24 protein-coding genes and 2 tRNA genes are annotated in these 25,398 nt (G+C 69.6%); 20 read left to right on the forward strand and 6 right to left on the reverse strand.

Annotated features, from left to right (window positions below):
• Window positions 1–11 precede the first annotated feature (11 nt).
• The gene (locus tag ASE56_RS13370; RefSeq protein ID WP_056230649.1) at window positions 12–554 is read right to left on the reverse strand and encodes a TetR/AcrR family transcriptional regulator; all 543 of its coding nucleotides are present in this window, start codon (window positions 552–554) and stop codon (window positions 12–14) included.
• Between the two features lie 79 nt (window positions 555–633).
• On the opposite strand from ASE56_RS13370, the gene ASE56_RS13375 reads away from it, so the two are divergent.
• From ASE56_RS13375 to ASE56_RS13395, 5 genes are all read left to right on the forward strand, one after another.
• The gene (locus tag ASE56_RS13375; RefSeq protein ID WP_056230651.1) at window positions 634–2,172 is read left to right on the forward strand and encodes an MFS transporter; all 1,539 of its coding nucleotides are present in this window, start codon (window positions 634–636) and stop codon (window positions 2,170–2,172) included.
• A gap of 24 nt (window positions 2,173–2,196) precedes the next feature.
• Entirely contained in the window at window positions 2,197–3,246 is a 1,050-nt protein-coding gene (locus ASE56_RS13380) for a 3-isopropylmalate dehydrogenase (protein ID WP_056230653.1), read from the forward strand.
• 54 nt (window positions 3,247–3,300) lie between these two features.
• A complete protein-coding gene (locus ASE56_RS13385) occupies window positions 3,301–4,407 on the forward strand; it encodes a branched-chain amino acid aminotransferase (protein ID WP_056230655.1) in 1,107 nt (368 codons plus the stop codon).
• A 223-nt stretch (window positions 4,408–4,630) separates the two neighbouring features.
• Complete coding sequence (locus ASE56_RS13390) at window positions 4,631–5,398, forward strand: fumarylacetoacetate hydrolase family protein (RefSeq protein ID WP_056230657.1); 768 nt, start codon at window positions 4,631–4,633, stop codon at window positions 5,396–5,398.
• Window positions 5,391–6,647, forward strand: coding sequence for an MFS transporter (locus tag ASE56_RS13395; RefSeq protein WP_056230659.1), 1,257 nt, complete (start codon window positions 5,391–5,393; stop codon window positions 6,645–6,647). Before ASE56_RS13390 ends, ASE56_RS13395 begins: the two co-directional genes overlap by 8 nt.
• Before the next feature lie 97 nt (window positions 6,648–6,744).
• Here the strand turns inward: ASE56_RS13395 and ASE56_RS13400 are convergent, their stop codons facing one another.
• Entirely contained in the window at window positions 6,745–7,833 is a 1,089-nt protein-coding gene (locus ASE56_RS13400; protein ID WP_056230661.1) for an aminotransferase class V-fold PLP-dependent enzyme, read from the reverse strand.
• Window positions 7,834–7,913: 80 nt separating this feature from the next.
• On the opposite strand from ASE56_RS13400, the gene ASE56_RS13405 reads away from it, so the two are divergent.
• From ASE56_RS13405 to ASE56_RS13430, 6 genes are all read left to right on the forward strand, one after another.
• Window positions 7,914–8,876 carry a LysR family transcriptional regulator gene (locus ASE56_RS13405; protein ID WP_056230663.1) on the forward strand — a complete coding sequence of 321 codons (963 nt, stop codon included), beginning with the start codon at window positions 7,914–7,916 and terminating at the stop codon, window positions 8,874–8,876.
• Window positions 8,877–8,886: 10 nt separating this feature from the next.
• The gene (gene gltX / locus ASE56_RS13410) at window positions 8,887–10,395 is read left to right on the forward strand and encodes a glutamate--tRNA ligase (RefSeq protein WP_056230665.1); all 1,509 of its coding nucleotides are present in this window, start codon (window positions 8,887–8,889) and stop codon (window positions 10,393–10,395) included.
• Window positions 10,396–10,632: 237 nt separating this feature from the next.
• Window positions 10,633–10,704, forward strand: a tRNA-Gln gene (locus ASE56_RS13415).
• A gap of 107 nt (window positions 10,705–10,811) precedes the next feature.
• Entirely contained in the window at window positions 10,812–11,735 is a 924-nt protein-coding gene (locus ASE56_RS13420) for a PHB depolymerase family esterase (protein WP_056230667.1), read from the forward strand.
• Window positions 11,736–11,762: 27 nt separating this feature from the next.
• Complete coding sequence (locus ASE56_RS13425) at window positions 11,763–11,945, forward strand: hypothetical protein (protein WP_056230670.1); 183 nt, start codon at window positions 11,763–11,765, stop codon at window positions 11,943–11,945.
• Window positions 11,946–12,037: 92 nt separating this feature from the next.
• The gene (locus tag ASE56_RS13430) at window positions 12,038–12,460 is read left to right on the forward strand and encodes a hypothetical protein (RefSeq protein WP_156371727.1); all 423 of its coding nucleotides are present in this window, start codon (window positions 12,038–12,040) and stop codon (window positions 12,458–12,460) included.
• Window positions 12,461–12,478: 18 nt separating this feature from the next.
• Here the strand turns inward: ASE56_RS13430 and ASE56_RS13435 are convergent, their stop codons facing one another.
• From ASE56_RS13435 to ASE56_RS13445, 3 genes are read right to left on the reverse strand one after another with little or no spacing between them, the layout of a single operon-like run.
• Window positions 12,479–13,252 (reverse strand): ABC transporter ATP-binding protein, encoded by a 774-nt coding sequence (locus ASE56_RS13435; RefSeq protein WP_056230673.1) that lies wholly within the window; start codon window positions 13,250–13,252, stop codon window positions 12,479–12,481.
• Window positions 13,249–14,247, reverse strand: coding sequence for an iron ABC transporter permease (locus ASE56_RS13440; RefSeq protein ID WP_235557023.1), 999 nt, complete (start codon window positions 14,245–14,247; stop codon window positions 13,249–13,251). The genes ASE56_RS13435 and ASE56_RS13440 overlap by 4 nt, the downstream gene beginning before the upstream one ends.
• Before the next feature lie 53 nt (window positions 14,248–14,300).
• Window positions 14,301–15,347, reverse strand: coding sequence for an ABC transporter substrate-binding protein (locus tag ASE56_RS13445; RefSeq protein ID WP_056230678.1), 1,047 nt, complete (start codon window positions 15,345–15,347; stop codon window positions 14,301–14,303).
• Window positions 15,348–15,550: 203 nt separating this feature from the next.
• Between ASE56_RS13445 and ASE56_RS13450 the strand changes: the two genes are divergently transcribed.
• The 4 genes from ASE56_RS13450 to ASE56_RS13465 are packed head-to-tail and all read left to right on the forward strand — an operon-like array spanning window position 15,551 to window position 19,674.
• Window positions 15,551–16,336 carry a DeoR/GlpR family DNA-binding transcription regulator gene (locus ASE56_RS13450; protein ID WP_056230679.1) on the forward strand — a complete coding sequence of 262 codons (786 nt, stop codon included), beginning with the start codon at window positions 15,551–15,553 and terminating at the stop codon, window positions 16,334–16,336.
• A complete protein-coding gene (locus tag ASE56_RS13455; RefSeq protein ID WP_056230681.1) occupies window positions 16,333–17,298 on the forward strand; it encodes a 1-phosphofructokinase family hexose kinase in 966 nt (321 codons plus the stop codon). Before ASE56_RS13450 ends, ASE56_RS13455 begins: the two co-directional genes overlap by 4 nt.
• Window positions 17,299–17,316: 18 nt before the next feature.
• Complete coding sequence (locus tag ASE56_RS13460; RefSeq protein ID WP_056230683.1) at window positions 17,317–19,377, forward strand: fructose-specific PTS transporter subunit EIIC; 2,061 nt, start codon at window positions 17,317–17,319, stop codon at window positions 19,375–19,377.
• Window positions 19,378–19,404: 27 nt separating this feature from the next.
• Window positions 19,405–19,674: an HPr family phosphocarrier protein gene (locus ASE56_RS13465; protein ID WP_056230686.1), complete on the forward strand. Its 270-nt coding sequence runs from the start codon at window positions 19,405–19,407 to the stop codon at window positions 19,672–19,674.
• A 168-nt stretch (window positions 19,675–19,842) separates the two neighbouring features.
• On the opposite strand, the gene ASE56_RS13470 is transcribed toward ASE56_RS13465, so the two are convergent.
• A complete protein-coding gene (locus ASE56_RS13470) occupies window positions 19,843–20,481 on the reverse strand; it encodes an MBL fold metallo-hydrolase (protein WP_056230688.1) in 639 nt (212 codons plus the stop codon).
• 186 nt (window positions 20,482–20,667) lie between these two features.
• On the opposite strand from ASE56_RS13470, the gene ASE56_RS13475 reads away from it, so the two are divergent.
• The 5 genes from ASE56_RS13475 to ASE56_RS13495 all read left to right on the forward strand — a co-directional run bounded on the left by ASE56_RS13475 (window position 20,668) and on the right by ASE56_RS13495 (window position 25,375).
• Window positions 20,668–20,740 (forward strand) — tRNA-Glu (locus tag ASE56_RS13475).
• 198 nt (window positions 20,741–20,938) lie between these two features.
• Window positions 20,939–22,642 (forward strand): tyrosine-type recombinase/integrase, encoded by a 1,704-nt coding sequence (locus ASE56_RS13480; protein ID WP_082450688.1) that lies wholly within the window; start codon window positions 20,939–20,941, stop codon window positions 22,640–22,642.
• The gene (locus ASE56_RS16690; RefSeq protein WP_082450822.1) at window positions 22,642–23,601 is read left to right on the forward strand and encodes a DUF4238 domain-containing protein; all 960 of its coding nucleotides are present in this window, start codon (window positions 22,642–22,644) and stop codon (window positions 23,599–23,601) included. Before ASE56_RS13480 ends, ASE56_RS16690 begins: the two co-directional genes overlap by 1 nt.
• A complete protein-coding gene (locus tag ASE56_RS13490) occupies window positions 23,594–24,640 on the forward strand; it encodes a DUF4238 domain-containing protein (protein ID WP_200914201.1) in 1,047 nt (348 codons plus the stop codon). Before ASE56_RS16690 ends, ASE56_RS13490 begins: the two co-directional genes overlap by 8 nt.
• 168 nt (window positions 24,641–24,808) lie before the next feature.
• Complete coding sequence (locus ASE56_RS13495) at window positions 24,809–25,375, forward strand: GIY-YIG nuclease family protein (protein ID WP_156371728.1); 567 nt, start codon at window positions 24,809–24,811, stop codon at window positions 25,373–25,375.
• Window positions 25,376–25,398 lie beyond the last annotated feature (23 nt).

Below are 25,398 nucleotides of genomic sequence, written 5' to 3' on the forward strand. Positions count from 1 at the left end.
ACTCTCGCGGTCTAGGTCGCCGCGGCGACGACGCGGGCGATGAGCGCGTCGAGGTCGGCGCCCTCGAGGGCCGGGCCGGGGAGGGCGTTGAGGTCGAGGACGGCGTTGAAGTACAGCCCGTCGCTGACGAGCAGCACCATCTGCAGCGCCGTCTCGTCTCGCGTGTGCGCACGGAGGCTGTCTTCCCAGAGCTCGCGGACACGACGGAGGGAAGCCGAGGCGGCGTCGCTGCCGTTCTGCGCGAGGCGGGACACGGCGAGGATGGTCACGTCGAGGGGGGAGCCGGTGTTCTGCGAGGAGCGCAGGTGAGCTGCGACCACGCCCTCGTCGGATCGCTCGATCTCGGCGACGTCCTCTTCGGCGAGCCTCTCCAGCCGCTCGACGAGGGCCGCTTCGAGAGCGCTCTTCGAGCCGAAGTGATAGAGCAGGCCGCCCTTCGACACGCCCGCACCGCGCGCGGTGGCATCCATCGTCGCGGCGCGTTCGCCCTCGTCGACGAGGATGCGGCTGAAGGCGTCGAGGACGGCTTCGCGGGCGAGAGGGGGACGGCTCATGACTCCTCGATCGTACTGGCGGCGGTCGGCATCGCTCTGATACTATACCGGCTGGACGGTTAAGAAACGGATTCACACAATGCTCACCTCGTCGTTGCCCACCTCGGAGATCACCGTGACGCGTGCCGGTTGGCGCGGGTGGTTCGCGCTGGCCGTCCTCATGCTGCCGGTGCTTCTCGTGTCGGTCGACAACACGGTGCTGAGCTTCGCGCTCCCCGAGATCGCCCTGTCGCTGCAGCCCTCGAGCATCGAGCAGCTGTGGATCATCGACGTCTACCCCCTCGTCCTCGCCGGGCTCCTCGTCACCATGGGCACACTGGGCGACCGGTTCGGGCGTCGCCGCATGCTCCTGATCGGGGCGACCGGTTTCGCGGCGGTGTCCGCGCTGTCGGCGTTCGCGCCCACCGCGGCCCTGCTCATCGCCGGCCGCGCGCTCATGGGCGTGTTCGGCGCCATGCTCATGCCCTCGACCCTGTCGCTGCTGCGCAGCATCTTCCGCGACCGCGACCAGCGTCGCATCGCCATCGCCGTGTGGGCGTCCGGCTTCTCGGCGGGAGCGGCACTCGGTCCGATCGTCGGTGGCTTCCTCCTCGAGCACTTCACGTGGGGCTCCGTCTTCCTCATGGCGGTGCCGGTCCTGGTTCCGCTGCTGATCCTCGCGCCGTTCTTCGTGCCCGAGAGTCGCGACCCCCACCCGGGACGATTCGACCCCGTGAGCGTGCTGCTGTCGCTGGCGACCATGGTGCCGATCGTCTACGGCATCAAGAAGCTCGCCGTCGACGGCCCCCTCTCGCTCGCTCCCGTGCTCTTCGTCGTCGGGGTGGTGTTCGGCTGGCTGTTCGTCCGGCGCCAGCGACGCCTGGCCACGCCCATGCTCGACATGACACTGTTCCGTCAGGGCACGTTCTCGGGCGCGATCCTGGTCAACCTGCTCAGCGTGGTGGGGCTCGTGGGCTTCCTCTACTTCGTGGCTCAGCATCTGCAGCTGGTCGTCGGGCTGTCGCCGATGGTCGCGGGCTTCGCCCTGCTGCCCGGGCTCGTGCTCATGATCATCTCGGGCCTCGCGGTGGTCGCGGTCGCCAAGCGCTTCCCGGCGCGGGTCGTCGTGCCCGTCGCCCTGTCGTTCTCGGTGGTCGCCTACGTCATGGTCGCGCTCTCGACGGCCGATCTGACGCTGCTGATCATCGCGTTCGCGCTGCTGGGCATCGGTATCGGGGCGGCCGAGACCGTTTCGAACGAGCTGATCCTCTCCAGCGCCCCCTCGGCGAAGGCCGGCGCAGCCAGCGCGGTCTCCGAGACCGCGTACGAGGTGGGAGCCGTCCTCGGCACGGCGGTGCTCGGCGGCATCCTCGCCGCCTTCTACCGGGCTCAGCTCGTGTTGCCCGCGGGACTCCCGGATGCCGCGGCCCAGGCCGCCCGAGAGACTCTCGCCGGGGCCGTCGCGGTGTCGAACACGCTCGACGACGTCGCCCTGGCCGACGCCCTGCGTCTCGCCGCCGCGCACGCCTTCGACTCCGGGGTCGTGATCACGGCGCTCATCGGAGCGGGTCTGATCGTCGTGGCCGCGGTCATCGCTGCCACTACCCTGGGAGGATCCCGCAGCACGTCGAAGAAGTGACGTGCCCGAGCTCTGAGGAGAGCGATGTCGCGTGTCGTGAAGCTGGCCGTCATCCCCGGTGACGGCATCGGTCCCGAGGTCGTCACCGAAGCCGTGAAGGTGCTCGACGCCGTCACCGCCGCGTCGGACGTCACGTTCGAGAAGACGCCGTTCTCGCTCGGTGCCGGGCGCTACCTCGAGACGGGTGACACCCTGACCGACGACGATCTCGCCGCGATCGCCGCACACGACGCGATCGTGCTCGGCGCCGTCGGGGGAGTCCCCGGCGACCCCCGCCTGAAAGACGCCAACATCGAGCGCGGTCTGTTGCTGAAGCTCCGTTTCGAACTCGACCACTACGTCAACCTGCGGCCCTCGAAGCTCTACCCCGGCGCCACGGGCCCGCTCGCCGACCCGGGCGACATCGACTTCGTGGTCGTCCGCGAAGGCACCGAGGGGCCGTACGTGGGCAACGGCGGTTCGATCCGTCGCGGCACCGCGCACGAGGTCGCCAACGAGACCTCGGTGAACACCGCCTTCGGGGTCGAGCGCGTCGTCCGCTACGCCTTCGCCCTCGCCGACCGCCGTCGCCACAAGCTGACGCTCGTGCACAAGACCAACGTGCTCGTCCACGCCGGCGGCATGTGGAAGCGCATCGTCGACGCCGTGGCGCAGGAGTTCCCCGGGGTCGACGTAGACTACCTGCACGTCGACGCGGCAACCATCTTCCTGGTCACGAACCCGAGCCGTTTCGACGTGATCGTCACCGACAACCTCTTCGGCGACATCCTCACCGACCTGGCCGGCGCCGTCACCGGAGGCATCGGCCTCGCCGCTTCGGGCAACATCAACCCCGACGGCGCTTTCCCCTCGATGTTCGAGCCCGTGCACGGATCGGCGCCCGACATCGCGGGATCCCAGAAGGCCGACCCCACGGCCGCGATCCTCTCCGTCGCCCTCCTGCTCGATCACCTCGGGCTCACCGACGAATCCGCCCGCGTCACCCGCGCGGTCGAGGACGACATCGCGAACCGCGACGGGGTCCGCACCACCGCCCAGATCGGCGACGCCATCGCCGAGCGCGTCCGGGCGTAACCTGGACCGATCGGCGAGCATCGCCCCCGGCACTCGACAAGCTTTGGACAACGAATGACCACCATCGACACCGATCCCGACACCGGACTCGACCCGCTCGAGTTCGCCGTCACCCGCAACCTCGCGGCCAAGAGCGCCACCGACCGCGATGCGATCCTCGCCAACCCCGGCTTCGGGCAGAGCTTCACCGACCACATGGTCGACATCTGCTGGTCTGTCCGCGGCGGCTGGCACCGCCCGCGCGTCTCGCCCTACGGACCCATCTCGCTCGACCCGGCGGCCGCGGTGCTGCACTACGGCCAGGAGATCTTCGAGGGCATCAAGGCCTACCGTCACGCCGACGGCTCGGTCCACACCTTCCGCCCCGACCAGAACGGCCGCCGCCTGCAGCGCTCGGCCCGTCGCCTGGCCCTCCCCGAGCTGCCCGTGCCGTACTTCCTGCAGTCGCTGCGCGAGCTCATCGCCGTCGATGGCGCATGGGTGCCCTCCGGCGACGATCAGAGCCTGTACCTGCGTCCGTTCATGTTCGCGAAAGAGGCGTTCCTCGGCGTCCGCCCCGCGCACAAGGTCGCGTACTACCTGATCGCCAGCCCCGCCGGCGCCTACTTCAAGGGCGGCGTGCAGCCGGTGTCGATCTGGCTCAGCGAGGACTACTCCCGCGCCGGCAAGGGCGGCACCGGAGCAGCCAAGACCGGTGGCAACTACGCCGCGAGCCTGCTGCCGCAGTCCGAGGCGTACGAGAACGAGTGCGACCAGGTCGTCTTCCTCGACCAGGACCGCAACGTCGAAGAGCTCGGCGGCATGAACGTCGTGTTCGTCTACAAGGACGGCTCGATCGTCACCCCGCAGTCCGACTCGATCCTCGAGGGCGTCACGCGCGACTCGATCCTGCAGCTCGCTCGTGACCGCGGCCACCACGTCGAGGGACGCAACGTCTCGCTCGACGAGTGGCGTCAGGGCGTGGCATCCGGAGACATCGTCGAGGTGTTCGCGTGCGGCACCGCCGCGGTGGTCACCCCGATCGGCATCCTGAAGGGCCGCGACTTCATCGACGAGCAGCCGACCGGCACCCTCGCGCTCGAGCTGCGCGAAGAGCTCACGAACATCCAGTACGGCCGCGCCGAAGACAAGCACGGCTGGCTGTACCGCCTCGACGCCTGACCCGCGTCGTCTCACGGAGGGGTTCCCGGATGCCGGGGGCCCCTCCGTCGCGAGTGCGGGGGTCGCAGCCCATCCGCGGCCCGAGCGCCCCGTGATCCACGCATGAACGCGACGCGCGCGCAGAAACGCGTGCCGCCCGTGTTTCTCGGCGAGGGGCGTCTTCACCCGGGGAGAGGGACGGGGCGGCCCCGCGCGTGTCGGAGGGCGCGGATAGGCTGGCACGGTGAAGATCGCTCGTTTCAGCCACCAGGATGCCCTTCGCTACGGGATCGTCGACGACGGCGAGCTCGTGGTGCTCGCCGGAGACCCGATGTTCGCCGGATTCGACACGACGGGGGAGCGCATCCCCCTGTCCGAGGTCGCGCTGCTCGCGCCGGTCATCCCGCGCTCGAAGGTCGTCTGCATCGGCAAGAACTACCACGACCACGCCGCCGAGATGGGCGGGGAGGCACCGGCCGAGCCGCTGATGTTCCTCAAGCCCAACACCTCGGTCATCGGCCCGAACGATCAGATCGTGCGCCCGACGAAGCTCAGCTCGCGCACCGACTACGAGGGTGAACTGGCCGTCGTCATCGGTCGCATCGCCAAGAACGTCCCCGCCGAGCGCGCGGGCGAGTACATCTTCGGCTACACCGTCGCCAACGACGTCACTGCTCGTGACCTCCAGGCCGCCGACGGCCAGTGGTCCCGCGCCAAAGGCTTCGACACGTTCTGCCCCGTCGGCCCCGTCATCGAGACCGACCTCGACCTGAAGGCCGCGTCCATCACGACGCGCGTGAACGGCGAGGTGCGTCAGCAGGGTCCCGTGTCCGACATGATCCACGACATCCCCGCCCTCATCGCCTACGCCAGCGCCGTGTTCACCCTGCTCCCGGGCGACCTGATCCTCACCGGCACGCCGGCGGGCATCGGCTCGTTCGACGCCGGCGACGTCGTCGAGGTCGAGATCGACGGCATCGGGGTGCTGCGCAACACCGCGCGAGATGCCTGAGATCCCGACGCCGGCGGGCGTCGATCTCGCCGCCACTCAGCGCCGGACGGTGCGGGTGCTCACGGCGGGGCAGGTGCTCACGGGTGTCGCGTTCGGGGCGACGCTGTCGCTCGGGGCGTTGCTGGCCGCCGATCTGTCGGGCCAAGAGGCGCTGTCGGGTTTCGCGACGGCATCGGTCACCCTGGGCGCGGCGCTCACCGCGATCCCGCTCGCTCGACTGGCCGGCCGCCGAGGCCGGCGCGTCGCCCTGACGACGGGCAACATCGCTGCGCTCATCGGCATCACCGTCGTCATCGCCTCGGCGGCGCTGCGCGCGTTCCCCCTGCTGTTGGTCGGCATCGCCCTCATCGGCGCCGGCAACGCGGCGACCCTGCAGTCGCGGTTCGCCGCCACCGACCTCTCCACCACCTCGCGCCGCGGGCGCGACCTGGCGACCGTCGTGTGGGCGACGACGGTGGGTGGTGTGGTCGGGCCCCTGCTCCTGGCGCCGGGCGAGCTCATCGGCGCGAGCGTGGGCATGCCCCCGCTCACGGGGGCGTACCTGTTCTCGTTCGCCGCGCAGGTCTGCGCCTTCGGGCTGTACGTGCTCGTGCTGCGGCCGGATCCGCTGCTGCTCGCTCAGTGCCTCGACCGCGAGCGCGTGGCATCCGCCACCGCTCCCACCCCCGAGGCCGATCGCCCGCTGACCGCCCGCTTCGCGATGCTCGCGGTCGCGGCCTCGCACGTCACCATGGCGTCGGTCATGGCGATGACTCCGGTGCACCTCTCGCACATCGTCGCTCCGGATGCCGTGACCCTGGCCGTCGGCGTCACGATCGCCCTGCACGTGTTCGGTATGTACGGGCTGTCGCCGCTGTTTGGCGGGGTGGCGGACCGGTGGGGGAGGATCCCCGTGATCCTGCTGGGGCAGGTGCTGCTGGCCGCATCGCTCGCTGTGGCCGCCGCCTTCTCGGACACGCAGGGCGGAGTCCTCGTCGCCCTCGTTCTGCTCGGGCTGGGGTGGAGCGCGGCGACCGTGGCGGGCTCCGCGCTGTTGACCGAAGCCACACCCCTCGCCCTGCGTCCTCGACGTCAGGGCCGCAGCGACACCCTCATGACCGCGTGCGCGGCGGTGGGTTCCGTGCTCGCCGGAGTCATCCTCGGCCTCGTCGGCTACGGCGGACTCGCGCTGTGGGCGTTCGTGCCGGTCGCGCTGGTGTGCGCGGGGGCGGTCGTCGTCGGGTCCCGCCGGCCGATACCCGCCGCGTGAGGCGCGGGGCGTGTCGCTTCGAGCCCCGTCCTAGTGACGGTCCTCGGTGGCTCACGCGTCAACGCGCCGCCGGGTGAGCCGACGGGCGTGGGGCGCCTCAGATCGCGTAGACCAAGCCGTCGAAGGCCGAGAGGTCCTCGCCGCCGCGGACGCCGAGCGCGTGCAGAGCCCGGTCGACGTCGAGTTCGTCGTTGAACACGTGGAATGCCACGCGGGCTCGACCCGCGCGCCCCGACGCCGTGATCCCGTGGGCGGTCAGTTGGGCGAGGGCTTCACCCGTGGCATCCGGCCAGGTCACGATCGCCGAGGGGCGCTCGGGGTGCTCCAGGCCGAGGCCCTCGCGGAAGCGTGCCGCCAGGCCCGTCACGTGCGCGTAGGTCGCCGTGATGTCGGTGTCGGCGAACAGGGCGAGCGCGGGGGCGGCCCCCACGAACGCCTGCCACGCGGGCGAGACGTCGAAGCGGCGGGCATCGGCGGCGAGGGTGCCGCCCGTGCCGTAGCAGGACGACCACGGGTCGTCGCCCGCGTACCACCCGGCCTGCACGGGCCGGATCTCGCTCGCGAACGCGGGCGTGATCGTGAGGAAGGACACGCCGCGGGGGCAGCAGAGCCACTTGTAGGCGTGGCAGACCGTCGCGTCGAACATGGTCGCGTCGACGGGGAGCCACCCCGCGGCCTGGGTGAGGTCGCACAGGGTGCGCGCTCCGGCGCGGGCGGCCGCGGCGGCGATGCCAGCGGCATCCGCGACCTCTCCGGTGGCCGACTGCACGAGCGAGAAGGCGACGAGCCAGGTGTCGGGGGAGACGGCGGCGGCGAGTTCCCGAAGGGGAGCCGTGCGCAGTCGCACGCCCCGGCCCGCGTGGGCGAACGGGGCGACGAGCGACGAGAAGTCGCCCTCGGCGCACAGCACTTCGGCGCCATCGGGCACCGAGGCGGCCAGCAGCGCCACCTGGACCGACGTCTGCGAGCCGATCGCGACGTCGCTCACCGGGGAGCTCACGAGACGCGCGTACGAGGCTCGAGCCTCTTCGACGGCCAGGGACGCAGCGACGACGTCGGGTCGACCGGATGCCGCCGACTCGAGGTCGGCGCGGACCGCGGCCACCGTGGCGCGCGAGGGCAGGCCGAGGGTGCAGGCTGCGAGGTAGTCGCGGCCGCCGGCGAAGTGCGATGCGAGGCTGCTCATGAACCCAGGATCTCGCCGCGCGTGTCATTGCACCAGAACAGGTGTTGCATGAAAACCATCACGTCTGCTTATGTATATCCATGGTCGACATCGACGACTCCCTCGACGCGAACGCCCTGCGGGTGGTCAAAGCCATCGCCGACACCGGGTCGATCACGGCCGCCGCCCGAGCCCTCGGCTACAGCCAACCCGCGGTGAGCCAGCAACTGCGGCGACTCGAACGACGGGCCGGGATGCCGATCGTCGAACGCGTCGGCCGAGGCGTGCGTCTCACCGAGGCCGGGTCGATCCTCGCCCGTCACGCCGCCGCCGTGACCACGGCCCTCGACGCCGCAGCCGGGGATCTCGCCGAGCTCCGGGGACTTCGCGCCGGCCGGGTTCGCATCGCCGCCTTCCCCTCCGCATCGTCGACCGTGGTGCCGCGCGTGATCGCCGCCGTCACCGCGCGCCGCCCGGGCGTCTCGATCAGCTTCGTCGAGGCCGAGCCGCCCGAGGCCATCGCCGCCGTGCGCGAGAATCGTGCCGACATCGCCCTCACCTACAGCTACCCCGGCGATCGGCGCGAACATCTCGAGTCCGCGGCATCCGGTCTCTCGTCCCGACTCATCGGCGACGACGACACCGTCGTGGTCGTGCCCACCGGCCACCCGGCCGCGGCGCACGACCCCATCGACCTGTCGCAGCTCGCGGGGGAGCGATGGATCGCCGGCTGCCCGCAGTGCCGCGGGCACCTTCTCGAAGCGTGCGGCCGGGCCGGGTTCACGCCCGACATCGCGTTCGAGACCGACAACTTCATCGCTGTCGAGAACCTCGTCGCCCAGGGGGTCGGCATGGCGATCCTGCCGCGGATGGCGGTGGCATCGCTCCCGATGCTCGCGGGCATCGCGGCTCCTCGACTGCCCGCGGCCGAGGCGCGCACCCTGCACGTCGTGACCGCGCGGGGGGCCGAGCACGTGCCCGCGGTCGGAGCGGCGTTGGAGGTCATGGGCGAGGTGCTGGCCGATCACCTTCGGCACTCGGGAAGCGACACCGCCCGCCGGTAGGATCGAGGGGATGTCTGCCACGCCCGATCCCCGCACCACGACCGCCACCGGCGCCGACGTTCGCGTCCGCTTCTGCCCCTCACCCACGGGGCTGCCGCACGTCGGTCTCATCCGCACCGTCCTGTTCAACTGGGCCTACGCCCGGCACAACGGCGGCAAGCTCGTCTTCCGCATCGAAGACACCGATGCCGCGCGCGACAGCGAGGAGAGCTACCAGCAGCTCCTCGAGGCGCTGCGGTGGATGAACATCGACTGGGACGAGGGTGTCGAGGTCGGCGGACCCCACGCTCCGTACCGTCAGTCGCAGCGCCACGAGATCTACCGCGAGGTGCTCGACAAGCTCATCGCCGCGGGGGCGGTGTACGAGAGCTACTCGACCGCCGAAGAGATCGACGCGCGCAACGAAGCCAACGGCCGCGCGAAACAGCTCGGCTACGACAACTTCGACCGCGACCTCACGGACGAGCAGAAGGCCGCCTTCCGCGCCGAGGGTCGCGAGCCCGCGTGGCGCGTGCGCGTGCCCGACGAGGACCTCACCTTCGTCGACCTCATCCGCGGCGAGGTCACCTTCCCGGCCGGGTCGTTCCCCGACTTCGTGATCGTGCGCGCGGGCGGCATCCCGCTCTACACGTTCGTGAACCCCGTCGACGACGCGCTCATGGGAATCACCCACGTCATCCGCGGCGAAGACCTCATGCCCTCGACCGCTCGTCAGCTCGCGCTGTACCGCGCGCTGCTCGACGCCGGCGTCACCGACTTCCTGCCGCGCTTCGGCCACATGCCGCTCGTGCTGGGCGAGACCGGCAACAAGAAGCTCTCCAAGCGCGACCCGCAGGCCGACCTGTTCCTGCAGCGCGAGAAGGGCTTCATCCACGAGGGCCTGCTCAACTACCTCTCGCTGCTCGGCTGGTCGCTCGCGAGCGACCGCGACGTGTTCTCGCTCGACGAGATGATCGCCGCCTTCGACATCGCCGACGTGAACCCGAACCCGGCGCGCTTCGACCAGAAGAAGGCCGAGGCCATCAACGGCGATCACATCCGCATGCTGGATGCCGATGACTTCGCGACCCGGATCGTCCCCTACCTCGCGGGGGCGGGCTTCATCGCGGAGCAGCCCAGCGAGGAGCACCGCGCGATCATCGCCCAGGCGGCTCCGCTCGTGCAGGAGCGCGTGCAGCTGCTGGGCGAGGTCCCCGGCATGCTCGGCTTCCTCTTCGTGTCCGAGGTCGACTACGCCGAGGATGCGCTCAAGGGTCTGCCCGCGAATGCGGCGGAGGTGCTCGCGGCATCCGTTCGTGCCCTCGAGGGTGTCGACGACTTCACTGCCGCCGCCGTGCAGGAGGCCCTGTCGACGGCCCTCGTCGAAGAGCTCGAGCTTAAGCCACGCGTCGCCTACGGCCCGCCGCGCGTCGCGCTGACCGGCCGCCGCATCTCGCCGCCGCTGTTCGAGTCGATGGAGCTGCTCGGCAAGGCCGAGTCGATCCGCCGCCTCGAGGCGCTGGTCTCGCACCTGGGCTGAGACGCCCCCCCCGATCCCCGTGGCCTTCCGGTCGCGGGGATCGCGCGTTCTCGAGCGCGCGGCGGCGCCCGACGCAGAGGATGCGACGCGGATCGGTGAGCGGACCTCCGTCGTCGGCGCGGCTGGCGACGAGTCACCCGGGACGCGCCCGGGACGCGCCGAGCGAGGCGCCGGTTTGGCGCAGGGCTCCGCGTCACGTAAGCTTGATCCTCGGCACGAGTTACGGCTCGAAGCCATTGGGGTATGGTGTAATTGGCAACACGGCGGTTTCTGGTTCCGTTGTTCTTGGTTCGAGTCCAGGTACCCCAGCTCTGTGAAAAGGCCCGGTGATCAGAAGATCCCGGGCCTTTCGCGTACCTCGCGCCGCGGCGGTGAGCGGCTCCGGGCCATCGAGGTGCGAACCGTAGGATGACCGGATGCGCCCCCGCGTCCCTTTTCTCGTGGTCGTCTCGCTCGTGGCCGTGCTGATGGCGGGCTGCAGCGCCTCGCCCGCGGCTCCGCGAGAGGCCAGCCCCACATCGACGTCGGCGTGCGCCGCGGCTTCGAGTCTCCCCTCGGGCGAGACGACACGGCTGTCGTTGACCGTCGCGGGCGAGGACCGCCTCTTCGACGTCCACGTGCCCGCCGGCCACGACGGCACCACACCGTCGCCGCTCATCCTGGGGTTCGCCGGGTATCGCGCGCCGGTCGGCGAACTCGAGCGCGAGGTCGGATTGAACGACAGCGGTGCGGTGGTCGTCTACCCTCAGCCCGCCAGTTCCGCCGTCGGCACGGGCTGGCAAGGAGCGCCGTACTCGTCCGGCGCCGATGACGTGGCCTTCACCACGGCGGTGCTCGACGACGTGGAGTCGCGTCTGTGCATCGACACCGCGCGCGTGTTCGCGGCGGGAATGTCCAATGGCGGAGGGTTCGTCTCGCTGCTCTCGTGCGCTCTGCCCGAGCGCATCGCCGCGTTCGCGGTGGTCTCGGGAGCCGTGTACCCCGCGACCAACCCACCGTGCCCGGATGCCCGGCCGGTCCCCGTCATCGAGTTCCACGGCACCGCGGACGACGTCATCCCCTACGACGGCGGCACCCGCCACGACGCCGGGGTCGTTCCGGTGACGCTGTGGCTGTCGCAGCTCGTGGCCCGCAACGGGTGCACCCCCGAGCCACGGTCGGAGACGGTCTCCACGGGGGTCGAGAAGCAGAGCTGGACGGGATGCCGGGACCATGGCGCCCTCGTGCACTACCGGATCGACGGGGGAGGGCACGTGTGGCCCGGCGCCCCGGGGTCGGGCGAACACGTTGACGCGACGACCCTGATCGAAACCTTCTTCACAGCTCACCCTCTGCCGTGAACGGCGGATCGGCGAGAGGATGGCTCCATGGGACTCTTCGTACAGCGACCCGAGGAACCGAGCGAGTGGGCCGGGCTCCCCGGCGAACCCGCGCGGCCGAAGACCCGGGCCGAACTCCTGCCCGACGATGAGCACCCCGCGGCCGTTCCCGGGCTGCTCGACCTCGGCGGTTCTTCGGTGACCTCGGTCGAGATCCCTCTCGGCGACTGAACCCGGCGCGCGCTCGGCGCGATCAAAGACTTCGCGGGTTAGCATCCGAGCGGGGACGCAGGATGTCTCCCTCCTCGCGGAAGAAGGTCCTCGTGAAGCGCTCCCTCGCTCTTCGGCTCGCCCTGGTCGTCACGGCCGGCGTCCTGCTCGCGGGCTGCGCGCCCGCGGCATCCGACACTCCCGTCGCGCCCGCGGCGGACGCTCCGAGTCCCGCCGCGTCGGTGGACGACCAGGCCTTCGCCCCCACGGTCGTCTCTCCCGAGGACCTCGACGGCAAGGACGCGACCGTGAAGATCGGCACCTCGCTCGTGCTCGCGGTCCCCGACGGCACCGAGGCCGAATGGACCGGGTCGACGGCCGACGTGGCGATCGCCGACTTCTCCCCGGGAGGGCCTTCCGAGGGTTCGGTGTTCCGCCCCGGCTTCCTGCCGCACGAGATCGGTCAGACGGCGGCCACCCTCACGGGCCCGGACGGCAAGACCCTCCGCTTCACCCTCTCCGTCATCGCCCCCTGAGAGGGTGGACGGAAGGGATCAGGATGCCAGCGGCCCGTCGAACAGGATCGTGGAGCGCCCGGTCTCGGCATCCGGGATCACTCTCGCCCTCACCTCGTACACCTCGGCGATGAGCGCCGGCGTGAGCACTTCGGCGGGGGCTCCCGCGGCGACGACGGCGCCCTCGCGCAAGACGAGCACGCTGTCGCAATAGGTCGCCGCGAGGTTGAGGTCGTGCAGGGCGATGATGCTCGTCACCGGCAGGGCAGCGACCAATGCCAGCACGTCGAGCTGGTGACGGATGTCGAGGTGGTTCGTCGGCTCGTCGAGCAGCAGCTCGCGGGGCTCCTGCGCCAGGGCGCGGGCGATCTGCGCACGCTGACGCTCTCCACCGGACAGGGTGTGCCAGAGGCGGTCGGCCTTGTCCGTCAGGGCGACCCGCTCGAGCGCCGCGGCGATCGCCTCCTCGTCGCCGCTGGTCGACCCGCCCCAGATCGGGCGGTGCGGAGTGCGACCGAGGCGCACGACATCGCGGACCATGATGTCGGCGTCGGTCTCGGCGTGCTGCGTGACCACCGCGACCGTGCGGGCGAGATCGCGGCGGCGCCACTGCGTCAGGGGCCGCTCGTCGAGCAGGACGTCGCCGGAGTCCGGCCGCGCCGCGCCCTGCAGCAGGCGCAGCAGTGAAGACTTGCCCGAGCCGTTGGGCCCGAGCAGACCCACGGTGGTCCCGGGGTCGGGATGCAGCGAGACGCCGTCGACGACGAGGGTTCCCCCGCGCGTCCAGCGCACCTCGCGGGTTTCGAGCGTCATGCGCGTCCCCTCCGTCGAACGAGCAGAGCGACGAAGACGGGGACGCCGACGATCGCCGTCCCGACCCCGACCGGCAGGGGCGTCGGAGCGAAGAGCGTGCGCGTCGCGGCATCCACCCACACCATGAACACGGCGCCGACGACCGCCGCGAGCGGGACCACGCGCACGTGACGCTGGCCGACCAGCAGGCGGACGGCGTGCGGCACGACGAGGCCGACGAAGCCGACCGCGCCGACGACGCTGACCAGGGCCGCGGTCATGAGGGCCGTCACGATGAGCAGCCCGATGCGGGTGCGGGCGACGGGGATGCCGAGCGAGGCGGCCACGTCGTCTCCGAACGTGAAGGCATCGAGGGCGCGTGCCGCGAACAGGCACACCGCACCGCCGACGACGACCACGACGGCGCACAGGGCGACCTTGTCCCAGCGCATGCCCTCGAGCGAGCCGAGGAGCCAGAACATCACGCCCCGCGTCTCGTCGCTGTCGGCGACCGCGAACACGACGAGAGAGGTCAGCGCCGAGAAGAACTGCGTGCTGGCGACACCGGCCAGGATGACGCCCGAGGTACCGCCCGAGGTGAAGCGCGACAGCAGCAGCACGAGACCGAACGCGACCAGTGCGCCGACGAAGGCTCCGCCCGACAGGCCGAGGACCCCGCCGCCGATCCCGAGCACGCCGATCACGACCGCGCCGGTCGACGCCCCCGACGACACGCCCAGCACGAACGGCTCAGCGAGCGGGTTGCGCAGCAGCGACTGCATGACGACCCCGCAGAGCGCGAGACCTGCCCCGGCGCAGGCGGCGACCAGGGCGCGGGGGAGACGCTCCTCCCACACGATGGCGTTCTTGGCGGCCTTGACCGGGATGTCGGCGAGACCGAGGTGGTTCAGCAGCACGTCGCGCACGTTCACCAGCGACACGTCGGCGGGGCCGAGCGTGACCGCGACACCCACCGAGATCACCAGGACGACGATGCCGGCGAGAGCGAGCAGGATGCCGAGTCCCGCGGAACCCCGACCGAGTCGAACCCGCGAGACGACGGGCGCGCTCAGAGCGTGCTCCCGTTCTCGTCCCACCAGGCGCGGATCTTGTCGAGCGCGTCGACGAAGCGGATCGAGGGGTTCAGTTCCGCGCCGTGAAGGGCGATGTACCGCTTCTCCTTGACGGCGGTCATGGTGCTGGTAAGCGGGTCGCTCTCGAGGAACGCGATCTTGTCGGCGAGCCGGTCGCCCGGGAAGCGGTCCCGCTGCAGGTCGCCCAGCACCAGCACGTCGGGGTCGGCCGAGACCATGCTCTCCCACCCGACCGCGGGCCAGTCGTCGGTCTGCCCGGCGAACACGTTGGTCATCTTGGTGGTGGATGCCAGGAGCGCGGCGTTCGAGAATCCGCCCGCGACGTAGGGGGTCTTGGTGTCGGCGAACCAGAAGGCGACGCTGTGGCCCTCGAAGTCGATGCCCTCGGTCGCGGCGGCGGCCCGCTGCTGCAGCGAGGAGATCAGCGCCTCGCCGCGATCCGAGACGTCGAAGACGCGGGCGAGGTCGCGGATCTCGCCGTACAGCGCGTCGATCGTCAGCGGGGTGGTCCGCTTTCCGCCCGCGTTGAAGCTCACGTCTCCGTCGCAGTCGGTGGGGGAGAGGTAGGAGGCGATACCGGTCTCGGCGAAGCGATCCCGCGTGGCGACGCCACCCTGGGCGAAGTGGCGGCCGAACGAGGCGGTGACGAAATCGGGATCGGTTCCGAGCACGGCCTCGTACGAGGGGGCGTTGTCGGACAAACGGGGAACGGCGGCGTTCGCCTCGGCGAGCGAGTCCAGGACAGGATCGGTCCAGGATGCCGTGCCGACCATGCGGTCCTGGAGCCCCAGCGACAGCAGGATCTCGGTGGAGTCCTGGTCGAGCGAGACCACGCGGCTGGGGGCCTGATCGACCGTGATCTCGCGCCCGCAGTTCTCCAGCGTCAGGGGGTAGACCGTGGCGCCCTCTCCGGCCGAGGTGGCGGAGGCTTCGGGAACGACCTCCGACGCTCCGCAGCCGGTCAGCGCGGCTGCGGCGGTCAGCAGGACGAGGGGGAAGGCGAGGGCGCGGGCGCGTGGCATCCGGGAACTCCGTAGGGATCGTGGAACGAGCGGCCCGACGGCGGACCACGGGTAAGGATAGCCTCACTTCCTACGCGGCCCCGTCGCGGTTCTTCGTTCGTGTGGCAGATCTTGCCGTCATTGGGTCGCTCTTCGCGTTCGCACTTCTGTTGCCGTGTGTGGTTTCGTGTTGTATCGTGTGGGAACCTTCGAAGGAGATTCCCGTGTACGCAATGGAGCGCCAGCAGCTCATCGAGCGCGAACTGCGCGACGTCGGACGCGTCAGCGTCGTCGACCTCGCCCGCCGCTTCGACGTCACGACGGAGACCGTCCGCCGCGACCTGGACCGCCTCGAGTCGCTCGGATCCCTGCGCCGCGTCCACGGCGGGGCGGTCGACATCGGTCGCGCCAGCACTGCTGAGTCCCCCCTCACCGAGCGCCGCGAGCGCCACCGCGACGCCAAGCGCGCGATCGCCACCGAAGCCGTGTCTCTGCTCGGACCCGACTTCCGCGGCTCGATCTTCGTCGACGCCGGCACGACCCCCGCCGAGGTCGCCTCGCTCCTTCCCGCCGCTCTCGGAGCGGGCATCGGCGGTGTCGAGGTGGTCACGCACTCCCTCGAAGCCGCACACCTGCTCGCCGGAGAGGAGCGTCTCTCGCTCACCACCATCGGCGGGCGCGTGCGCGGCGTCACCGCGGCCGCGGTCGGAGCGCACACCGTCCGCACGATCGGACAACTGCGTCCGGATATCGCGTTCGTCGGAACGAACGGTCTCAGCGCCGGCTTCGGACTCAGCACCCCCGACCCCGAAGAGGCCGCGGTCAAGGCGGCCATCATCCAGTCGGCCCGTCGCGTCGTCCTCCTCGCGGACGCGGCGAAGTTCGGCGAAGAGCTGCTCGTCCGCTTCGCCCGACTCGACGAGCTCGACGTGCTCGTGACCGACGCCGCCCCTCCCGCGGCCCTTTCCGAGGCCCTCGCGGCCGCCGACATCGAGGTGCGCGTCGCATGATCGTTACTCTGACCGCGAACCCGTCCGCCGACCGCGCCGTCGTCCTGTCCGAGGCCCTGCAGCCCGGCGAGGTGCAGCGCGCCCTGTCGTCGCGCGAAGACGCCGGAGGCAAGGGCGTGAACGTCGCCCGCGTCGTCTCGGCCGCGGGAGCCCCCGCGCGCGCCGTGGTGCCGGTCAACGCCCACGACCCCTACCGGATGCTCCTCGACGACACCGGCATCGCCCTCGACGTGATCGAGGTGGCCGGTCGGGCCCGGGCGAACCTGACGATCACCGACCCCGCGGGCGAGACGACCAAGCTCAACCTGCCGGGTGCCGAGCTCTCGGCAGCCGAAGCCGACGCCCTCGTCGCGGGCGTCGTCGCCGCGTCGCAGGGCGCGAGCTGGCTCGTCCTCGCCGGGTCGCTTCCCCCCGGAGTGCCGGTGTCGTTCTACGCCGACCTCATCGCCGCGGTGCGCGAGCGCTGGGGCGCCGCCGCCCCGCTCATCGCCGTCGACGCCTCCGGGCCGGCGCTCAGCGCCGTCGTCGCCACCGCCCGCCCCGACCTCATCAAGCCCAACCACGAGGAGCTCGCCGAACTCGTCGGCGAAGACCCCGCAGCCGACGACGACGTGCACGACGCGGCCTCGCGCCGCGCACGCACGCTGGTTCCGGGCCGCGTGGCATCCGCCCTCGTGACCCTCGGCGCCGACGGCGCCCTGCTCTTCACGGCCGAGGGAACCTGGCGCGGTCGCGCCCCCCGCATCCAGGTCGCCAGCACCGTCGGCGCGGGCGACAGTTCGCTTGCCGGCTACCTGCTCGCCGACCTCGAGGGCGCGACCGCGCCCGACCGTCTCGCGCGCAGCATCGCCTATGGAGCGGCCGCCGCCACTCTGCCCGGCACGCAGGCGCCGACCCCCGACGATCTGCCCGCGGGGCCGATCGCCGTCACCGAATTCCCCACCCCCATCGCAACATCCTGACCACGGAGGTCACTGACAATGTCCGACATCATCACTCCGGAGCTCGTCACTCTCGACGCGCCCCTGGGCACCGACAAGCAGTCGGTGATCCGTGCTCTCGCCGAGCGCGTCGTCGCGCAGGGCCGCGCGCGCAGTGCCCAAGAGCTGTTCGACGACGCGTGGGCGCGTGAGCAGAAGGACGAGACCGGCCTGCCCGGCGGCATCGGCATCCCGCACGCGCGCAGCGCCTCGGTCACCGAGCCCACCCTCGCCTTCGCGCGGCTCACGCCCGGCGTCGACTTCGGTGCCACCGACGGACCCGCCGACATCGTGTTCCTCATCGCGGCGCCCGAGGGTGCCGACGAGGCTCACCTCTCGGTGCTGTCACAGCTGGCCCGCAGCCTCATGAACAACGACTTCATGTCGGGCCTGCGTTCCGCGCAGACGCCCGCCGAGGCCGTGACGCTCATCACGGCTGCCATCACCCCGGCCGCCGCACCCGCGGCAGCCCCGGCGGCGGCCGCGCCCGCGGCCACGCGCGCCGAGGCCCGCACCGCCACCAAGACCAAGAAGATCGTCGCCGTCACCGCGTGCGCCACGGGCATCGCCCACACCTTCATGGCCGCCGACGCGCTCACCGCCGCCGGCGCCGAGACCGAGGGCGTCGAGCTCATCGTCGAACCGCAGGGCTCGAGCGGCTACAAGGCCCTTCCGCAGAGCGTGATCGACGACGCCGACGCCGTGATCTTCGCGGTCGACGTCGACGTGCGCGAGCCGCAGCGCTTCGCGGGGAAGCCCGTCGTCCGCGCGGGCGTCAAGCGCGGCATCGAGCAGCCGAAGCAGCTCATCGCCGAGGCCCTCGCCGCCAGCGAGAACCCGAACGCCGCTCGCGTGCAGGGCGGTGGCGCCGCGACATCCGCTTCGGACGCCCCCGTCGCGCAGCAGTCGGTGGGGCGCCGCATCCAGCGCTGGCTGCTGACGGGTGTCAGCTACATGATCCCGTTCGTCGCCGGTGGTGGTCTGCTCATCGCGCTCGGCTTCCTGCTCGGTGGCTACGAAGTCACCAAGAACGCCGCGAACGTCATCATCCAGAACTCGCTCTGGGACCTCCCGACCGAGAACATCACCTCGTCGTTCGGCCCGGTGGGTCAGTACCTCGGGTCGGTCGCCTTCATGATCGGCGCCACCTCGATGGGCTTCATCGTCGCCGTGCTCGCGGGCTTCATCGCCTACGCGATCGCCGACCGCCCCGGCATCGCGCCCGGCTTCGTCGCCGGTGCCGTCGCCGTACTCATGAACGCCGGCTTCATCGGCGGCATCATCGGTGGTCTGCTCGCGGGCTTCATCGCCTGGTGGCTCGGTCGTTTCGACGCGCCCCGCTGGCTCCGCGGTCTCATGCCCGTGGTCATCGTGCCGTTCCTCGGTTCGATCTTCGCCTCGGGGCTCATGATCCTGTTCCTCGGTCGCCCGATCGCGGCCCTCATGGCGGCGCTCACCGACGGTCTGACCTCGCTCGCCGCCAGCGGTGCCGGAGCCGTCGTGCTCGGCGTCATCCTCGGTCTGATGATGTGCTTCGACCTCGGTGGACCCGTCAACAAGGTGGCGTACGTCTTCGCCACCACGGGGCTCGCCGCTGCGACCCAGACGAACACCACCCCGTACCTGATCATGGCGGCCGTCATGGCCGCCGGCATGGTGCCCCCGCTCGCGATGGCCCTCGCCTCGACGCTGCTCGCCCGCAAGAAGTTCACCCCGGTCGAGCGCGAGAACGGCGCGGCCGCGTGGCTGCTCGGTGCGTCGTTCATCTCCGAGGGCGCGATCCCGTTCGCCGCGGCCGACCCGCTGCGCGTCATCCCCGCGTCGATGGTCGGTGGCGCTATCACGGGTGGTCTGAGCATGCTGCTCTCGGTGCAGTCGTTCGCACCTCACGGAGGCATCTTCGTCTTCTTCGCGATCAACCCCTTCTGGGGTTTCGCCCTCGCAATCGTGGCGGGTACCGTCGTGACTGCGCTGATCGTCGTCGCCCTCAAGGGCATCGGCCGCAGCACGCAGGACGCCGCCGTCACCGAGGCTGCTCCCGCAGCCACGGTCGCCGCGTAACACCCCGTCGAATCGGAAGGATTCACCATGGCAGAACGTCAGGCCACCATCGCGAGCGCCTCGGGCCTCCACGCCCGCCCCGCGAAGCTCTTCGTGCAGGCCGTGCAGGAGAAGAAGATCCCCGTCACGATCGCCGCCGAGGGCGGTGCCGACCTCAACGCCGGCAGCATCCTGTCGCTCATGGGCCTCGGCGCCGGTCACGGCACCGTCGTGACGCTGAAGGCCGAGGGTGAGGGTGCCGAGCAGGCGCTCGACGAGCTCGTCGCCCTTCTCGAGACCGATCTCGACGCGCAGTAAGCGCCTCTTCCCAGAACACCGGATGCCACGGCCCCAGGGCTCGTGGCATCCGGTGTTTTTGGCGTCAGGGGGTGCGGAACTCCTGAGAACTCGACAACCGATGCTGATCTCTCGGGTCTCCGCTCGCACGCTCGCCGCATTCTCAGGAGATGGGGCACGCTGCGGTCGTCACACCTCGACCGAGTCGCCCGGCTTGAGGTCGACGAACGAGCCGCCGTTCTGCTCGACGGCCCAGGTGAGGCGCGCGTCGCCCATCTGCTTGCCGGCGACCGACAGGGTCATGTCGTGCGTGGCGAAGACGCGCTCGGGCTTGACGTCGAGGACGTAGTCGATGACCTCGCCGATCTTCAGCCAGGGGGCGCCGACCGGTGCCGCGAGCAGGGCGATCTTCTTGTGCTTGGGCACCGCGTAGGAGTCGCCCGGGTAATACACCGCGTCGTTCACGAGGACGCCGACGTTGTCGACCACCGGAATGGAGGAGTGGATGACCGCGTGCTTCCCGCCGAAGAACTCGAGGTGGAAGGGGCCGAGGTCGAGAGTGTCGCCCGGGTGTACCACGGTGACCTCGAAGCCCGCGGCGGCCTCGCTCACGCCCTCGGGTCCGTAGATCGGCACGCCCGGGTGCGCCTTCTGCAGGCGTGTGAGGTGCTCTGGCGTCCAGTGATCCGCGTGCTCATGCGTGATCACGACCCCCGCGAGGTTCGTGAGGTCGTCCAGCGGCGAGGTGAAGCTGCCCGGATCGATCACGAGCGAGTGACCGGATTCGACGAGGACCAGGGCGGCGTGTTCGTGCTTCGTGAGGCGCATGTTCCGAGTCAACTCCCGACGGCGGGAGAGAGGCAAGCGCTGGCGCGAAGGGTGAACAGCGTCTAACGGCTCTTCCCTGAGCGCCCAACTCGCGGTACCGTGGCCGGACACGCCCGGGATTTCGACGGCTCGGCCTCGATTTTGCGTGCGCGTCAATCGTGATGCATACTTGAACGGTTGCGACGCGGCCCCATCGTATAGCGGCCTAGTACGCCGCCCTCTCACGGCGGTAACGCGGGTTCGAATCCCGCTGGGGTCACTCGGACGCAAGTCCAAGGACATAGCAACACAGAAAACCCCCGGATTTTCGGGGGTTTTCTGCATTTCGGAGCGGCTCACTGAGCAAGGTGCTGGGGTCGCCCGTATAGCGACTCGTATAGCGACTGGATTGGGGTCTGATAGGCGCGACGCCAGTCGCTATACGCGGGGGTCAAGACTCGGCCCTAGAATCGGCCGCATGGCTACTACTCGACCCAAGCGCCCCAACGGCGCAGGCGGAGAGTGGACTGAGCAAAAGCCGATTCGTCGTCTGAACTTAGGGACCGGCCGCTACGAGCCGACGGGCGAGGCAAGGACCATCTGGAAGGTCTCACGCACCGTCCCATGGACCGCGACCGATGAGCATGGCGTCACGCGCAACGGCGCGAAGAGCATCGTCGCTGAGGGCAGAGACCTCGCAACGGCCTACCGAAACCTCGACCGTCGCATCGCGGCGTTTCGTGAGCAGCAGAACCCGACCGCCCCGATGCGCGAGCAGAAGGTCACCCTCACCCTCGCCGACTACTTCTGGAACACATGGGTCGAGTCGAAGAGATTCAAGGCGTACAAGGGAAACTCCGCGCGTGGTCACCTCACCCGCATGCGCCTCCACGTCCTCCCGGAACTCGGCGATAAGCGCTTGGTGGATATCGACCGCGATGACATCCGCCGCCTCTTCGAGAAGACGTTGCCTGCGAAGACCATCGAGAAGGGGCGCCACAAGGGCCAGCACTACGGCGTTGAGCAGACTCGCGATATCTGGAAGACGCTCCACATCGTGCTCCAGGACGCCGTGTACGACCGCAGGACAGCTCGAAACCCGATGGAGGATGTGCGGGACACAGACAAGCCGAAGCGGGCCGCAGGCGGCGCTGAAATCGAAATCCCATCCGGCATCGTTGTCGCGCTCACGAAGACCCTGCGCAAGACGGAGTGGGAAGTCGAGCAGGTTCGATGGATGCTCGCCGTTCTTACCGGCATCCGCGGGGGAGAAGCGCTCGGCCTCACCTGGGACCGTGTGACCGGTGTTCTCGACGGTGATGACCGCCCGCCGCGCATCACCATCGCCCAGCAATACGACCGAATCGACATCCCACACGGCCCGGGATGTCGCCCGAACAAGGACGGCCAGTGGGCGTGCGGGGTACAGGCACGGTCCTGCCCCCACCACCTCGAACGGCCGACCGCGCGCTACGAAATCGTCCCGTGGACGAAGAGCGGGAAGTCGCGTGCGCTACCGCTAACACGTCGCATGCGAGAGCTGATGCGCGAGCAGGCCACCCGCCAGGCTCACTGGCGTGCGGAAAACCCCGCGGAGTGGGCCGCACAGAACGCCAAGCGTCCCGACCTCGCGCAGCTCGTGTTCACCGACACCCTCGGCCGTCCGTTCCGGCGCCAGGATGACGGCAAGCGCTGGCATGAGCTGCTGGATGCGGCCGGGTACCCAGACTTCGATGTGTCAGCACACAAGACCCGCCACATCGCGGTGACTGCGCTCGCGCTCGAAGGCGTGCCGCTGCCGGTGGTCGGTCAGATTGTCGGGCACGCCTCGGAGGAAATCACGCGCGTCTACACGCACGCGCGCTCGGAGGACGCGCTGAAGTACCTCGAAGCCATCGACGAGAAGTACGACGCGGAAGAGCGGGCGCAAGAAAACGCACGCCTCGTCGAGCAGATGACGTTGACGCCCGAGGAAATCAAGGAGCGGCGAGAGTCGCGACGCGCGAAGTACCGTGCGGACCTCGCGGCGTGGAAGAAGCGCAACTCCAACGGCATCGAGCATGACCTGTTCGCGGAGGGTGCCGACCCGAAGCCGCAAGACCCTGACGTACCGTCGGACCTCGGCGGGTTCCATCGTCACCCGCAGTTCGCGGGCGCCGACGAAGACCTGGCCGCGTTCTGATGGGTGATAGCAAGCACCACTGGGTACCTCAGTTCTATCTGAAGTCCTGGGCAGTGAACGGCCAGCTCTCGACCGTCGATTTGGCGACGGGGTCGCGGTATAAGAAGCCGGTGGTCAACGCCGCTATGGAGCTGGGTTTCTATGCGGTGCCGCAGCATCCAGACGACCCAGAAGTGTTCGAGAAGCTGTTCAGCAAACTTGAAGGGCAGGCCGCTGCCGTCCTAAAGGCCGTCGCGGACGGAGCATGGCCGCTCGATGGCGACGACCGTGAAGTGCTCGCGACGTTCGTCACCTTTCAGGCGTTGCGAGGTCCGGAACAACGACAGCTCATGCGTGACTTGCAGACTGACCGCGTTGCACGCGAGACCGCTGCCGTAGCCGAGATGGGAGCCGCGGCGTGGTTTCAGGACCGGTTCGGGCTGCCTATCGAAGAGGGTCAGGCACGTCGCGCGTGGGAGCGAGCGACAGGCCATGACGAGCCGCCCATCCGTATCGACGCGCAGTTTCATATCGAGCAGATAGCCCGGCTGGCTGAGAAGGCACTGCCGTACATCGCACTGCGCAGATGGAAGCTCATCCGATTCGACGAACCAGCGCTGCTCACATCGGATGTACCAGTGAGCCTGGATAACCCCGGTCGCGCACACGGACGGTCCGGCCTACTGACGGCCCGAACTCTGGCGTATCCGCTCAGCCGTCAGGCAGCACTCGTGCTCGGTGACTACGTCCCCGTTCGCGCAAAGGTGGAAGCAAATGCCATCGCTAGGGGTCGATTCGACTCTCTGGCTAACGGCTCGACGACCGACCAGGAGTGGATGAACGCGAGGACCGTGCACAGCGCGCGAACGGCGCTGTTTCATCACCCGGACGACGTCGCGCTCGTGCCGAACAGTGCAGCCGAACTTCGGAGCGACGCCGCCGTGAAGGTGCCCGCCGACGATGGGCGCATGGGTGAGTAACGTCCCCGCCAAACGCCACCACCACGTTCCGCAGTTCTACCTGCGGGGCTTCGCGCGGAACGAGCAGATAACCACGGTTAGGCTCCCCGGTGACCAGCGATACACGACAAGTGTCCGCAAGACAGCAGCGGAGAACGGGTTCTACTCTGTGCCCGGTCACGACGAAGGCCCGGACGTATTCGAGAAGTTGCTCAGCGGTGCCGAAGGGGAAGCGGCGGCGGTGTTCTCAAAGCTGGAAAGTGGAGTGTGGCCACTGGTCGTTGAGGACCGCGCGACGCTTGCCTCGTTCATCGCTCTTCAAGTGACGCGTGGACCTGAGCAGCGACGAAACATGCAACACATGCAAGCGCAGATAGCGCGGCTCGAAGTGGGTGCCGTCGGAAAGGCGGGCGTGAAGGGCTGGGCGAGGCGCAAGCTCGGCCTGGACCTTGACGACGCCGCGGCCGAGAAAGTTTGGGAGCAAGCCACCCGGGCAGAAGGCCCACCGATACGCGTGTCAGCGCTCGCCCACATCAGGCAGATGGGCGAGATGGTGAACGAACTGGTGCCGTACATCGCGGGGCGCCCGTGGATGCTCGTGGAGTTCGACAAGCGGTCACTCTTCACTTCGGACACACCCGTCGCGCTCGTGCCGCATCCAGAGACCGACGCGGACGATGATGAGGACTACTACGCCCCTCGGGGTGTCGGCTTCATGACTGCGTGGGGCATCACCTACCCGCTCACGCGCAAGCTCGGACTCATCATGAGCGACCCGATGGTGCTCCCTGACCATGTCGGTATCGAGCGGGTCGCCCGAGGCGAGTTGGATTATCGCCAGCCGGGGAACACGCAGATGGAGCGGTTCATCAACCTGAGCACGATGATGAGTGCTTCACTATCGCTGTTCCATCATCCGGATGACAGCCGATTCGTGCCTGACGAGCTTCCCGACCCGGACCCTGTCACCTTGCGGATGGACGGTGGGCCGCGTGAGTTCTCGGGCGAACCCTGGTTCAAGAAACAATCAGATGACGGTGACGCCGCAGGAGAGGCATAGCCACACGGCAACGCGAGGATGCGGCGCAAGCGGCTCTAGGCACTTCTCGCAGTGCGGTGTCGCCTCGCTAAGCGCATCGTTGCCGTTCATGCCGTTCATGCCGGTCACGGTAGCTCTCCGGCGTGAGACGACATTGGTGCTCTCCACAGGGCCGATACCGTGAACGTCATGGCCGACTACTCGTTCACCGCCGAGCGTCTTCTCAACCCGCGCGAACTCGTTCACCCCATCAACGTCGGGACCGCGCCGCCGTCGCCCGGCATCTACGCCTGGTGGTTCGCGCAGGGCGCCCTCGACGTGCCCGAAGCCGACTATCAGCGACTCGACGGATACGAGCTGCTGTACATCGGCATCTCACCCCGCAAACCGAGCGCCGCGGGCAACACGAGCAGCGGCAACATCAAGACGCGGCTCGATGCGCACGCAAACGGTGACGCCTCGCGTTCGACGCTCCGTCGCACCCTGGGCGTGCTACTCGCAGAACAGCTCGGCCTCACGCTCGGCGTCCACAAGACCCGCGAACACTACGGCGACGGTGAACGGCTCATCACCCGTTGGCTTCGCGACAACGCGAAAGTCGCCTGGGTGACCGACCCCCGGCCCTGGGAAGCAGAAGACGAGCTGCTGGAGCACGCAGTCCTCGCACTCAACATCGACGGACGGAGCGACGCGTTCGCGAAATCCATCTCGGACCGCCGCCGCGTCGCCCTCGCGGCGGCGCGCGCTGCCGGATAGGCGAGTTCTGTCAGTGCCCGTCG

Source organism: Microbacterium sp. Leaf203, from assembly GCF_001421275.1.
GTDB lineage: Bacteria > Actinomycetota > Actinomycetes > Actinomycetales > Microbacteriaceae > Microbacterium > Microbacterium testaceum_A.

Bases quoted from the DNA above. Each gene is read 5' to 3' on its own strand.
- ASE56_RS13370 (WP_056230649.1), bottom strand. From the start codon at position 554: ATGAGCCGTCCCCCTCTCGCCCGCGAAGCCGTCCTCGACGCCTTCAGC.
- ASE56_RS13375 (WP_056230651.1), top strand. From the start codon at position 634: ATGCTCACCTCGTCGTTGCCCACCTCGGAGATCACCGTGACGCGTGCC.
- ASE56_RS13380 (WP_056230653.1), top strand. From the start codon at position 2,197: ATGTCGCGTGTCGTGAAGCTGGCCGTCATCCCCGGTGACGGCATCGGT.
- ASE56_RS13385 (WP_056230655.1), top strand. From the start codon at position 3,301: ATGACCACCATCGACACCGATCCCGACACCGGACTCGACCCGCTCGAG.
- ASE56_RS13395 (WP_056230659.1), top strand. From the start codon at position 5,391: ATGCCTGAGATCCCGACGCCGGCGGGCGTCGATCTCGCCGCCACTCAG.
- ASE56_RS13400 (WP_056230661.1), bottom strand. From the start codon at position 7,833: ATGAGCAGCCTCGCATCGCACTTCGCCGGCGGCCGCGACTACCTCGCA.
- ASE56_RS13405 (WP_056230663.1), top strand. From the start codon at position 7,914: ATGGTCGACATCGACGACTCCCTCGACGCGAACGCCCTGCGGGTGGTC.
- gltX (WP_056230665.1), top strand. From the start codon at position 8,887: ATGTCTGCCACGCCCGATCCCCGCACCACGACCGCCACCGGCGCCGAC.
- ASE56_RS13420 (WP_056230667.1), top strand. From the start codon at position 10,812: ATGCGCCCCCGCGTCCCTTTTCTCGTGGTCGTCTCGCTCGTGGCCGTG.
- ASE56_RS13425 (WP_056230670.1), top strand. From the start codon at position 11,763: ATGGGACTCTTCGTACAGCGACCCGAGGAACCGAGCGAGTGGGCCGGG.
- ASE56_RS13435 (WP_056230673.1), bottom strand. From the start codon at position 13,252: ATGACGCTCGAAACCCGCGAGGTGCGCTGGACGCGCGGGGGAACCCTC.
- ASE56_RS13445 (WP_056230678.1), bottom strand. From the start codon at position 15,347: ATGCCACGCGCCCGCGCCCTCGCCTTCCCCCTCGTCCTGCTGACCGCC.
- ASE56_RS13455 (WP_056230681.1), top strand. From the start codon at position 16,333: ATGATCGTTACTCTGACCGCGAACCCGTCCGCCGACCGCGCCGTCGTC.
- ASE56_RS13460 (WP_056230683.1), top strand. From the start codon at position 17,317: ATGTCCGACATCATCACTCCGGAGCTCGTCACTCTCGACGCGCCCCTG.
- ASE56_RS13465 (WP_056230686.1), top strand. From the start codon at position 19,405: ATGGCAGAACGTCAGGCCACCATCGCGAGCGCCTCGGGCCTCCACGCC.
- ASE56_RS13470 (WP_056230688.1), bottom strand. From the start codon at position 20,481: ATGCGCCTCACGAAGCACGAACACGCCGCCCTGGTCCTCGTCGAATCC.
- ASE56_RS13480 (WP_082450688.1), top strand. From the start codon at position 20,939: ATGGCTACTACTCGACCCAAGCGCCCCAACGGCGCAGGCGGAGAGTGG.
- ASE56_RS16690 (WP_082450822.1), top strand. From the start codon at position 22,642: ATGGGTGATAGCAAGCACCACTGGGTACCTCAGTTCTATCTGAAGTCC.
- ASE56_RS13495 (WP_156371728.1), top strand. From the start codon at position 24,809: ATGGCCGACTACTCGTTCACCGCCGAGCGTCTTCTCAACCCGCGCGAA.